The 11,888-nt window shown below is 43.0% G+C and carries 14 protein-coding genes; 11 read left to right on the top strand and 3 right to left on the bottom strand.

What is annotated here, in order from left to right:
* Positions 1-66: 66 nt before the first annotated feature.
* The 5 genes from ACY3ZI_RS08820 to ACY3ZI_RS08800 all read left to right on the top strand — a co-directional run bounded on the left by ACY3ZI_RS08820 (position 67) and on the right by ACY3ZI_RS08800 (position 4,914).
* The gene (locus ACY3ZI_RS08820; RefSeq protein WP_154604085.1) at positions 67-978 is read left to right on the top strand and encodes a metal ABC transporter substrate-binding protein; all 912 of its coding nucleotides are present in this window, start codon (positions 67-69) and stop codon (positions 976-978) included.
* Positions 979-1,869 (top strand): manganese/iron ABC transporter ATP-binding protein, encoded by an 891-nt coding sequence (locus ACY3ZI_RS08815; protein ID WP_211885309.1) that lies wholly within the window; start codon positions 979-981, stop codon positions 1,867-1,869.
* On the top strand, positions 1,866-2,756 hold the full coding sequence (locus ACY3ZI_RS08810) for a metal ABC transporter permease (protein WP_108479029.1): 891 nt from the start codon (positions 1,866-1,868) through the stop codon (positions 2,754-2,756). The genes ACY3ZI_RS08815 and ACY3ZI_RS08810 overlap by 4 nt, the downstream gene beginning before the upstream one ends.
* Complete coding sequence (locus ACY3ZI_RS08805) at positions 2,749-3,615, top strand: metal ABC transporter permease (RefSeq protein WP_154604088.1); 867 nt, start codon at positions 2,749-2,751, stop codon at positions 3,613-3,615. The genes ACY3ZI_RS08810 and ACY3ZI_RS08805 overlap by 8 nt, the downstream gene beginning before the upstream one ends.
* A 429-nt stretch (positions 3,616-4,044) precedes the next feature.
* On the top strand, positions 4,045-4,914 hold the full coding sequence (locus ACY3ZI_RS08800) for a fructosamine kinase family protein (protein WP_211885308.1): 870 nt from the start codon (positions 4,045-4,047) through the stop codon (positions 4,912-4,914).
* Between the two features lie 118 nt (positions 4,915-5,032).
* Here ACY3ZI_RS08800 and ACY3ZI_RS08795 read toward each other — a convergent pair whose 3' ends face one another.
* On the bottom strand, positions 5,033-5,572 hold the full coding sequence (locus tag ACY3ZI_RS08795; RefSeq protein ID WP_211885307.1) for a YniB family protein: 540 nt from the start codon (positions 5,570-5,572) through the stop codon (positions 5,033-5,035).
* Between the two features lie 302 nt (positions 5,573-5,874).
* Between ACY3ZI_RS08795 and hxpB the strand changes: the two genes are divergently transcribed.
* From hxpB to ACY3ZI_RS08770, 5 genes are all read left to right on the top strand, one after another.
* Positions 5,875-6,540, top strand: coding sequence for a hexitol phosphatase HxpB (hxpB, locus tag ACY3ZI_RS08790; protein WP_036950504.1), 666 nt, complete (start codon positions 5,875-5,877; stop codon positions 6,538-6,540).
* A gap of 191 nt (positions 6,541-6,731) precedes the next feature.
* A complete protein-coding gene (locus ACY3ZI_RS08785; RefSeq protein WP_487377157.1) occupies positions 6,732-7,322 on the top strand; it encodes a metal-dependent hydrolase in 591 nt (196 codons plus the stop codon).
* A 166-nt stretch (positions 7,323-7,488) separates the two neighbouring features.
* Positions 7,489-8,880 (top strand): L-cystine transporter, encoded by a 1,392-nt coding sequence (locus ACY3ZI_RS08780; protein ID WP_036950508.1) that lies wholly within the window; start codon positions 7,489-7,491, stop codon positions 8,878-8,880.
* Positions 8,881-9,163: 283 nt separating this feature from the next.
* A complete protein-coding gene (locus tag ACY3ZI_RS08775) occupies positions 9,164-9,553 on the top strand; it encodes a YkgJ family cysteine cluster protein (RefSeq protein ID WP_036950513.1) in 390 nt (129 codons plus the stop codon).
* 212 nt (positions 9,554-9,765) lie between these two features.
* Positions 9,766-10,074 carry a hypothetical protein gene (locus tag ACY3ZI_RS08770; RefSeq protein ID WP_154604091.1) on the top strand — a complete coding sequence of 103 codons (309 nt, stop codon included), beginning with the start codon at positions 9,766-9,768 and terminating at the stop codon, positions 10,072-10,074.
* Between the two features lie 154 nt (positions 10,075-10,228).
* Here the strand turns inward: ACY3ZI_RS08770 and ACY3ZI_RS08765 are convergent, their stop codons facing one another.
* Positions 10,229-10,552, bottom strand: coding sequence for an AzlD domain-containing protein (locus ACY3ZI_RS08765; protein WP_080675622.1), 324 nt, complete (start codon positions 10,550-10,552; stop codon positions 10,229-10,231).
* Positions 10,549-11,223 (bottom strand): AzlC family ABC transporter permease, encoded by a 675-nt coding sequence (locus tag ACY3ZI_RS08760; protein WP_487377156.1) that lies wholly within the window; start codon positions 11,221-11,223, stop codon positions 10,549-10,551. Before ACY3ZI_RS08760 ends, ACY3ZI_RS08765 begins: the two co-directional genes overlap by 4 nt.
* A 71-nt stretch (positions 11,224-11,294) precedes the next feature.
* On the opposite strand from ACY3ZI_RS08760, the gene ACY3ZI_RS08755 reads away from it, so the two are divergent.
* Positions 11,295-11,864: a helix-turn-helix domain-containing protein gene (locus tag ACY3ZI_RS08755; protein ID WP_036950519.1), complete on the top strand. Its 570-nt coding sequence runs from the start codon at positions 11,295-11,297 to the stop codon at positions 11,862-11,864.
* The last annotated feature ends 24 nt before the right edge of the window (positions 11,865-11,888 follow it).

The raw sequence follows: 11,888 nt of genomic DNA, 5'->3' as shown, positions 1-11,888 counted from the left end.
AGATTAACCATTTAATGAGATTAATTTAGTTCATAGAACTCGTGACCCAACGTTAGGATCTATTTTATGACAAACTGTTTATTCCGATTATCAACGCTATTACGTACCACATTTATTGCATTAGCTGCCGTTTTATTTGTCAGCCAACCTGCTTTGGCTAAAAAATTCAAAGTGGTCACCACATTTACTATAATACAAGATATTGCTCAAAATGTAGCCGGTGATGCCGCAATTGTCGAATCCATCACTAAACCGGGTGCAGAAATCCACGGTTATCAACCGACACCAAAAGATATTATGAAAGCCTACGATGCTAACCTTATCTTATGGAACGGAATGAATCTGGAAGTTTGGTTCCAGCGTTTCTTTGAAAACCTTAAAGATGTGCCTGCGGTTGTGGTCACTGAAGGCATTGAACCGATGCCAATCCGTGAAGGTGAATATAAAGATAATCCGAATCCTCACGCTTGGATGTCACCTGCTAACGCACAAATTTATATCGAAAATATCCGTAAAGCACTGGTGAAATATGACCCAGAAAACGCCGATACTTATAATGCAAACGCTAAAAAATATTCTCAAGAAATCGCCGCGCTTGATGCACCTTTACGTGAACGTTTAAATCGTATTCCTGAAGATAAACGTTGGTTAGTGACCAGTGAAGGCGCATTTAGCTACCTCACTAAAGATTATGGCTTTAAAGAAGTCTATTTGTGGCCAATCAATGCTGAAGAGCAAGGCTCACCAATGCAAGTTAAAAAAGTAATTGATACGGTTCGTGAGCACAACATTCCCGTTGTTTTCAGCGAAAGTACCATTTCAGACAAACCGGCTCTGCAAGTCAGTAAAGAAACTGGCGCAAAATACGGTGGCGTCTTATACGTTGACTCACTGTCAACCGCTGAAGGCCCTGTACCAACTTACATAGACCTGCTGAACACAACCGTCGATACTATCGCAAAAGGATTTTCACAGTAAATGAGCCATACAAATCAATTCGAACATCCGACTCTGGTTGTTGATGACGCAACTGTCACTTACAACAATGGTCATACCGCGATTTATGATGCAAGTTTCAATATTCACGGTGGCTCCATTTGCGCCCTTGTGGGCGTGAATGGAAGTGGTAAATCAACACTGTTTAAAACCATTATGGGATTAGTCACACCATCGTCTGGTAGTGTGACTCTCAATGACCAGCCGATTAAAGCGGCATTAAAAGAGAATATTATCGCCTACGTTCCACAAACAGAAGAAGTGGATTGGAATTTTCCAGTGCTAGTTTCTGATGTGGTGATGATGGGGCGTTATGGCAAAATGGGCTTCTTTCGTATTCCTAAAAAGGAAGACAAAGAAGCCGTAAAAATGGCATTAGAGCGTGTTGATTTAGCCGGATTGGAACATCGCCAAATTGGTGAGCTTTCCGGCGGTCAGAAAAAACGGGTATTTTTGGCTCGCGCCCTCGCCCAGCAAGGTAAAGTTCTGTTACTCGATGAACCCTTTACGGGGGTCGATGTAAAAACAGAAAATGCCATTATTGACCTACTTCGCAGTCTGCGCGATGAAGGGCATTTAATTCTAGTCTCAACCCATAACTTGGGAAGTGTGCCTGAATTTTGTGACCATGTAATTTTGATAAACCGCACTGTGCTGGCGAGTGGTCCAACGGAAACTACCTTTACCCAGCGTAATCTGCAAAAAGCATTTGGTGGCGTATTGCGCCATATTAACCTGTCTGGTCAAGAGCTTCATGACGATGATGACCCACGCTCTGTCACAGTGATTACTGATGACGAACGTGCCGCCGTCTTCTATGGTCACGATCACGATGCACCGGTTAGAAAGAATCAGCCTAAGGAATCTGAATGATTGAGTTGTTACTGCAACCCTTTGAGTACAACTTTATGGTTAAAGCCATATGGGTGAGTGCCATCGTCGGAGCGGTGTGTGCTTTCTTATCAGCTTATTTAATGCTCAAAGGTTGGTCGTTGATGGGAGATGCCCTCTCCCACTCTGTTGTGCCCGGTGTGGCGGGCGCTTATGCGCTTGGATTACCTTACGCTGCGGGGGCTTTTTTTACGGGTATTCTCGCCGCCCTCGCCATGACATTTGTTAAACATCTCACCCGCTTACGGGAAGATGCCGTTATCGGCTTTATCTTTTCCACCTTTTTTGCGGCGGGGTTATTAATTGTTTCGTTGAACCCAACCTCAGTAAACGTGCAAAGTATTATCTTCGGTAATATTTTGGGGATCGCCGATGCTGACGTGCTTCAAGTCGAGATTATCATTGCCGTTTCATTTATTGTCCTGATGTGCCTATGGAAAGACTTACTGGCCGTGTTTTTTGACGAAAGCCATGCGCGTTCCATTGGCTTAAACCCACTACGCCTAAAAATCATTTTCTTCACTTTATTAAGCGCTTGTACCGTTGCCGCACTGCAAACCGTTGGGGCAATATTGGTCATTGCGATGGTGGTCACGCCAGGTGCCACCGCCTATTTACTGACAGATAAATTTAAAACATTGCTGATCATTTCCGTCTCTATCGGTACTGCCACCAGCGCAATTGGTGCCTACCTCAGCTACTTTTTAAATGGGGCAACGGGCGGGCTAATTGTTACGTTCCAAACGGTAATTTTCTTACTGGCGTTCTTCTTTGCACCAAAACACGGGCTTTTTGCTTCACGACGCAAAGCTCGCAGTGAAGTTGCTGACTTGCATCACCGTAAACAACAAGGAGCCACCCATGAGTGATTTTATGGATTTACTGATGGCTCCGTTTGCATTTCCATTTATGCAAAAAGCCCTGATCACAGCAATTGTTACGGGAACCGTCTGCGCTATTTTATCCTGCTTTTTAGTCTTAAAAGGTTGGTCATTAATGGGAGACGCCATCTCCCATGCAGTATTACCCGGAATTATTATCGCATCATTAATTGGCATTCCGCTTGCTATTGGGGCTTTTGTTTCGGGGCTATTTTGCGCCGTTGCTACCGGTTATTTGAAAGAGAACAGTCGAATAAAAGAAGACACCGTCATGGGTATTGTCTTCTCGGGTATGTTTGCTGTCGGCTTGGTTATGTTCGCAAAAATCGATACTGAACAACATCTTACCCATATTCTATTCGGGGATATATTGGGGATCACCGACGAAGAATTTAAACAAATTTTACTGTTTGCAGGGATAACCATTGCGATTATCTTACTCAAACGTAAAGATTTTATGCTGTATTGCTTTGACCCAAACCAAGCGCGTGTTATCGGCCTGCCGGTTAAATGGCTACATTACGGACTACTTTCGCTATTAGCGTTAACCATCGTGGCATCACTGCAAGCTGTCGGGATCATTCTGGTGATTGCAATGTTGATTTCGCCGGGGATCATCGCCTTTGTTCTGTGTCGGAGCTTTGGTTGGATGTTGGTGGTGGCGATTATCGCCTCAGTCACCTCCAGCGTACTGGGAACTATTGTCAGCTTCCACATTAACGCGACAACGGGCCCAACCATTGTGGTGATCCAAGCGGGCTACTTTGTTATTGCCCTGCTCTATAGCAAATTAATCCTCGCGCGCCGCAAATCCCATACCACTCGCCAAGATTTGCATACTGCCTAATGATATAAAGCTGAATACGGTCAAAACCTATTCAGCTCAGGCCATTGACAAACCCATCAGGTTTGGAAATGGCTCGTTTGGGTTGTAAAATTAACGGGGAAAATCAATTTATTGATTTTCGCCTGATAACACAAAGAGGGAAAAACCACGCTTTTATCCCTCTTTGTCATCAACCTCAGCTGAATACGGTGAAAACCTATTCAGCTTTTTCTTTTTTCTATTCGACTATCTTGAAGCTTGCTCTCTATAAAAGAAGAAATGCGATATCCATCTGTCTTCGTTAAAAGCAATCCTCACCCAATTCTTGAGCAAAATCAGCCATCAATCATTTCGAAATAAGGCGTAATTATTAAACAATGATCACTGTTAATTCCTAAATTGGCGCTATAGTATGGGATGAGTGAAGACCAAATCACAGCGAGGTGGATCATGTGGCAAGCGATGAATCGTTTATTAATTGAACACTTTGGTGAGGCAGAGCTGCGAAATAAAGTGATTCTTTCTGGTGGAGATATTCATCACACCTTAAGAATCGATTATGGCGAGCATACGGTGTTCGTAAAACAAAATCGCCGCGAGTTTCTCCCTCTTTTTAAACAAGAGGCAGAGCAGCTTGAAATGCTAGCGAAAAGCCAAACCATCACCGTTCCCAAAGTCTACGGCTTGGGTAGCAACAAGCACCACAGCTTTCTTCTCCTCGAATATTTCCCGTTAAAACATTTTGATAGCACCAATGCCTGGCATTTTGGTCAACAATTGGCGCGATTGCATCAATGGGAAGAACAGCCTAGCTATGGGTTCGATTTTGATACTATGCTCAGTACCATTATTCAGCCTAATGGGTGGGAAAAGCGTTGGAATGCATTCTTTGCAGAAAAACGTATTGGTCTTCAATTACAAATTGCATCTGAGAAAGGCATGGTTTTTGGTGATATTCAAAAACTCGTGGATATTGTTAAACACCGTTTATCCGGCCATCAACCTCAACCCTCTTTATTACATGGGGATCTGTGGCCTGCAAACTGCGCGGTCACCAACCAAATGGATGGCGTACTCTATGACCCTGCCTGTTATTGGGGTGATCGGGAATGTGATATCGCCATGTTGCCATTATATAAAGAAATTCCGATTCAAATTATTGATGGGTACCAAAGTGTTTGGCCATTACCAACGGGCTTCTTAGACAGGCAACCAATCTATCAACTCTATTTCTTACTCAATCAAGCCAACATGTTTGGTAATGAACAAAGCTATCTGCACGCTCGCAGCATTATTGATAATTTATTAGACGACGAATAACTGAGAATCAAATAGACGGAAATAAGCGATGCACAGCGGCGGAGTAAATACCGATGCTGTGCATTTTTCATGATGGGAAAACATCAACATGACGAGGAATGACCCACATGATGAAAAACTACCAATTCAGAAGTTTCAATGCAAAATAAATGGCGATCCCTAAAACAATCGGCCAGAAATACATCAAGAAGAACTGTTTGAAAATAGTATGTCGAGGAATAGTGACTTTGGCTTCTAACTCTTCTTTGGTCACTTCACTGCCTTTTGCATTTTCAAGAATGACGTGATCTTCAATGCTTTCGCGAATGAATTTAATTTGTCGATACATGCGTAAGCCTGATGCGCTTAAAGCAAGCCCCACAAAGATGAAAATAAAAATAACAAAAAATCCGATGCTGCTACCTGAAAAACCATGGCTCACTTCAGGAACTGGTGAATTATTCCAAAATACATTGAGAAATGGTGTACTTTGTCGAGTCATCTCCGCCATTAATTTAACAAAATCATTGGCAACTGCGTTAATTCCTTCGCCTTGAATTCCTTTCAGAGCCGCTAATTTAATTAACGATGTTAATGTGGAAATTAACGCCACAAAAAATACGATCCAGCCCAAAATACGTTTGCCAATCGCAAGAGAATTTGCCTTGTGGTAATTCATTACAACTATTCCTTAAAGTTTTTTTCTACGCTAATCATAGCCGATAATATTTGCTGGCTCCAAATTTCTATAAAAAAATGATAGTTAAGAACTGAGTTTCGGATTATTCAAAGATTGAATCGAATTCACATCAGTAACTAAACTCAAATTTCCAATAAAATCATGTGATAGCACATATATCTCTATAACCCCAAGTCATAGCTTGTTAGAATCGTTTCAGAAACCAAAATGACTGTGATTAAAGTACAGCGACAATCCCCATACCCTCTTTTAAGCGGGTATCTAAATGAATGGAGTTTGCTATGTATCATAAATTACCTATCCAATCTGTCATCTTTGACATGGATGGTTTGCTGATTGACTCGGAACCTTTTTGGGAACAAGGGGAAGATGAAGTTTTTGCAGAGTTAGGCGTCGATTTATCCATTAAGCACACTCTTCCTGACACCCTCGGTTTACGTATCGATCACGTTGTTGAACTTTGGTACAACGCATCTCCTTGGCAGGGTTGTAGTTTAGAAGCAACAAAACAGCGTATTATTGACCGCGTTATTGGTTTAGTGGAAGAAAAACGCCCATTACTGCCAGGTGTACAGCATGCTCTTGAACTGTGCCGGTCAATGGACCTAAAAATCGCTTTAGCATCTGCATCTCCAGATTATATGCTAGAAAAAGTGCTGAACTTATTTGATATCCGCCATTATTTTTCTGCCGTCGTTTCAGCAGCAGACTTACCATTAAGTAAGCCTCATCCCGAAGTTTATTTAAAAGCAGCCGCTGAGTTATCCACCAAGCCTATCCATTGTGCTTCTTTAGAAGACTCCTTTAATGGAATGATTTCTGCAAAAGCGGCAAGAATGCGTTCTATCGTCGTGCCTGATAGTAAGCATTTCAATGACCCACGCTGGGGTTTGGCTGATGTTAAAATCGCCTCATTGAACGATTTACGCCCAGAAAATTTACGTTAATCTTAAATAAGTTAACCGAACACAATTTCCCTTACGTTTTTCACGTAGGGGAAATTTTTAAAAGTATAAAAACCTACGGTTATTAACTAATAAATAAGAGTTTTTTTAACTCTCTCCCACTACCATATTTCCTACAAACCCTTTATACTTCCCGCCTACTGTATAGATAAACAGATGGTATTTTATCCACCATGACTGCTGAAGGGCATCTGCTTTTTTCCGTCGCCTCACTTGTAATGGCTCATAAATTGCAAATTACCCCAGAGTTCGCTCAGGGTGATTGGTTGCATATGGTGCCAGGAGTGTTGCTAGGTGCCTTATTGCCTGATATTGACCATCCTTCATCTATCCTCGGGCGGCTTTTTCGTATTATTTCACTACCTATATCAAAACTGTGTGGGCATCGCGGGTTCACTCACAGCCTGATCGCTTGGCTAATCTTACTGATCAGCAGCTACCAATGGCTACCTCACTATTGGGACTTACCTAGCGACCTTATCCAAGCATTTTTACTAGGTTATATGAGCCATTTAGTGGCTGATATGCTGACTCCATCGGGGGTTCCCTTTTTATGGCCTCTGCCAACACGTTTTTGTTTTCCCATCTTACGCGGCAAGTTCAGTAAACGTGGGGAACGCTTTATTGCTGTGCTTTTGACCGTCTGTGCTGTCTTAATTCCAACAGCCCATCCCGCTGATTGGTTCCAGCAAATTGAAAACGCACTAAATTATTTTAATAATCAGATAAATATACACTTACCGACAAAAAGCTCACTTTTGTAATATACTGTAAGCATGAATCAACCTAAATTATAACTTTTGATTATAAGTAATGACTAACTTCAACTGATATCATATAACCAGTTGTTAGAAGAAATGAAATCCTTATACCTATTAAGGATTAACAACAAGAATCATTATGTAAAATAATTACAATTTGGAGTGCGGAATGAATATTCCTCTGATTATCAATGTGCTGGTTTTCGTAGCACTATTAATACTGTTAGCAAAACTCGGATCGAATGGTTGGAGCCTGTCCAAAAAAGTTTTACTGGGTCTCGTATTCGGTGTTGCTTATGGTGTCGGACTTCACCTTGTGTATGGTTCCGGTCACCAAACGGTAAAAGACTCCATTCTTTGGTTTAATATCGTCGGTAATGGTTACGTTCAACTGTTACAAATGGTGATTATGCCTCTGGTGTTCGCCTCTATTCTGAGTGCGGTCGCTCGACTTCATAAGGCATCTTCTTTAGGGAAAATTAGCTTTTTAACCATTGGCACACTGCTGTTTACCACAGCCATTGCGGCTTTAGTGGGTATCTTGATTGCAAACCTGTTCGGCTTAACCGCTGAAGGTCTGGTTCAAGGTCAATCTGAAACGGCACGTCTAGCGGCCATTGAAACAAATTATATTGGTAAAGTTTCGGATTTAACGGTTCCTCAGTTGATCCTGTCCTTTATCCCGAAAAACCCGTTTGCTGATTTAACAGGCGCAAGTCCAACATCTATCATCAGTGTGGTTATTTTTGCTGCCTTCTTAGGGGTAGCTGCGCTGCAACTGTTTAAAGATGATAAAGAGCGTGGTGAAAAAGCATTAGCCGCTATCGATGTGATGCAAGCATGGGCAATGAAACTCGTTCGCTTAGTCATGCGTTTAACCCCTTACGGTGTAATGGCACTGATGATCAAAGTGGTCGCAAGCTCTAACTTAGCCGATATCATTAACTTAGGGACTTTCGTCGTCGCGTCCTATGTCGCGCTAGCCATTATGTTTGTGGTTCACGGTATTTTAGTGGCAACAACGGGCTTAAACCCAATTAAGTTCTTTAAGAAAGCCGGCCCAGTACTGACATTTGCATTCACCAGCCGTTCGAGCGCAGCCAGTATTCCTCTGAATATTGAAACGCAAACTCGCCGTTTTGGTGTGCCAGAATCTATCGCAAGCTTCTCGGCTTCTTTCGGTGCAACTATCGGTCAAAACGGTTGTGCGGGTATCTACCCTGCGATGTTAGCCGTGATGGTGGCTCCAACTATGGGGATCAACCCATTTGACCCACTTTGGATTGCAACCTTAGTCGGTATCGTAACTATCAGCTCTGCCGGTGTTGCCGGTGTGGGTGGCGGTGCAACCTTCGCCGCACTGATTGTGCTGCCTGCGATGGGATTACCAGTTACGTTAGTTGCGCTGTTAATTTCCGTCGAACCTCTGATTGATATGGGTCGTACTGCTCTGAACGTCAGTGGCTCCATGACAGCAGGTACCGTCACTAGCCAGTTAATGGGCGAAACAGACAAGTCAATCTTCAATCAAGATGACGACGGTGATTTAAAACACGTTTAATCACCCTAATCTCCTAACACTCATTGAAACCTGCCCGTCAAACGGCAGGTTTTTTTGTGTCTGCTATTTTCCATTCTCGATACGTCATCAAACTGCAACAGATTGAAATTTTTACTTTATTTTGACTTGATTGGAAATACTGGGTTTTTACTCTAAAAAATATTGCCAATACGTAAAGTTGCGTAACATAATAGCGGTTGAGCAACATTTTCTTAGGCCTCCTGCCTGTGTTGCGTCTCCCGTTTCCTACGGGAACTCTCAACTTCATTGTTAGATTTTTTATATGACCAATATTATTCATATACTAAAAACTGATCCTTCAGATAATCCCTGTGTCAGCTGTGGCGCTTGTTGTGCTTACTTTCGCGTCTCATTTTACTGGGCAGAAGCTGAGGCTGGCGGTGGTTCGGTGCCACAACATTTAACCGAGCAAATCACCCCTTTTATGAGCTGCATGCAAGGCACAAATCAAAAGCCAAATACCCGCTGCACTGCCCTTGGTGGTACCGTCGGGGAGTGTGTCTCTTGCTCCATTTATGAACAGCGCCCTACGCCATGCCGAGAATTCGAACAATCGTGGCATAACGGCATCCACAATGAAGCCTGCGACCGTGCTCGCGCAGCCTATGGTTTACCTCCTCTCGAGCCTCAGCAACCGCAAATCGCGTGCTAACCGTCAATGACCCAGAGATTTTTCTGGGTTATCTTCTCGACCCTTTCACACCCCTTGCTTCGTAAAATAATCTCATTATTTTCAATAAAATGTGTAAAGAAAGGATAAAACGTGCAGGAAATATGGAGCTTCAGTCAAAGCAGGTAAAAGCCATTGCGAGGGAAATCTAATTGATGAATTATCCTCTCATCACGTTAATGAGGAGATAAAAGATGAACAAATTAAACCAAGGTTTGCTTGCTGCTGTTTTACTGTCTGTTGGCTTTGCTGCGGCAGCCGCTAATGTAGATATGAACAAGTCACCACGCCATCATGGCGGAAATCATCATAATATGGTGTATAGCGTGACAGAACAAACCACCAAGCCGAATGAAACCCTGAAAAAACTGGCAAACGATACGCCTAAAATTGAAGATGGCAAACGCTACATGGTGAAGATGTCTGTCGTGGAAGTGCCTGAATTCAAGCCAGCACAACCGATGCCAATGCCGGTTCCTGCTACGGCGCCCGCAGCTAAATAATGAATGAGTCAACCTAAACCATAGGCTGTGCCTGTTACACTGATAACATCAACCTTTTGGCATTGTTAGTTAAAAATCAGTATCTTAATAGACACAATAACGTTTAGGTATATCCCTAATTTTAGCCCCTAATGCCATAGGGGCTTTTTTTTAACTAAAATAACCCGCGTAATACCGCTGTGACTATCGCCGCCGACAAAACAATCACAATAAATGGCTTGCGGTACCAAGTCAGAATACCTGCCACCACCACCCCAATTATTTTCGGTAAATCCGATAATTCATTACCTGAAAAGAGCGTTGAAGTCATCGCGACTGAAAATAAAATCACAATGGCGGCAGCTGAAAATAGGGCTTTATTTTGTTCTGTTAAATTGACCCGCCCTTTTAGCAATGCGCCGGATGCCCGCATTAAGTACGTCCCAACCGCTAAAATGAAAATTCCACTGACGATTAACCAAGGATGTTCCATCATCATGATTTCCTTATATAGATAACTAAACTCAACAAGGCCAGTAAAACGGGGATCCCCGCCGGTAGTACCGGTGTTGCAACCACAGCAACCACAGCCCCGACTATCGCAGCGAGTCTTAAGCGCTTATCTTTCAACGCGGGTAAACTTAACGCTAAGATAATGGCGGGAAACATGGCATCCATTCCTAGCGCATGGGTATCTTGAATAAAGCTTCCCAGAATTTCTCCAATGACCACACCGACAGGCCAGCAGATTAAAATCCCTAATCCACACAACCAAAATGCGGCGGTTTTTTCTCGCTCACTCTCTTGTGCCAAGCCAAAAACCACACTTTCATCATTCATGATGTGATATCCCAGCAGTGATTTTGCTCCTTTTCCCGTTAACTCGCTGACGGCAAAACTAAATGGAATATGGCGCGAGTTGACTAATAGCCCAGCCAAGGCAGCTGACAGAGGGCTTCCCCCTGAAAATACCACGCCAATAAACAGAAACTCGGATGCACCCGCTAGCACAAAAATGGACAGCATCAACGGTACCCACCAATCAAAACCTTGTGAATGAGCTAATGCACCGTAGGAAATCCCCACAATTAAGTCTGCAATACACACCAGTGCAATATTTTTCACTGTGCTATTATGGAGAATAGAAAACTGAAATGTAGATGTCTGCATAGAACGACCGTTCGATATAAAAAACACTCGTTCATTATGTCGTTACTTTAGGCTAAGTGCAATCAAATAGGATGTTAAAGTTGACCTTATTCACGCCCCCTATCGAATTAATCTCAAAATCATTGGCTTGTGAAAGGCAAAAAAGCGGGCTTTCTCTCTCTGAACTTGCGCGTAAAGCGGGGATCGCTAAATCCACGCTATCCCAATTGGAATCCGGTAGCGGCAATCCCAGCATTGAAACCCTATGGGCATTATGTGTTGCGCTGGATATTCCATTTTCACGTTTAATTGAAGAAAAACGCGCAGCAGTGACTGTGATCCGCCATGGTGAAGGTACCCCAGTGAGCGCAGAGCACGCAAACTATTTGGCCTATTTACTCTCTTCTGCACCCCCTAATTCTCAACGGGATATTTATACGGTTGTTGCACAGCCCGGCCGAGATCGCGTTTCAGAACCCCATATGCATGATGTCACTGAGCATATTATTTTGATGTCAGGCAGAGCATTAGTTGGGCCACTCGATAACCCTGTTGAGCTCAATGTCGGTGACTATATTCACTACCGAGGTGATGAACCCCACATTATGCGCGCACTTGAACCAAACACCATGGCAGTCATGGTGATTGATAAACAGAATTAATTAGCCCAATACGCTGGAGGATTT

Source organism: Providencia sp. LY12 (genome assembly GCF_057621555.1).
Note: the sequence above shows the minus strand (reverse complement) of the source record. Positions and strands in the feature narration are given on the sequence as shown.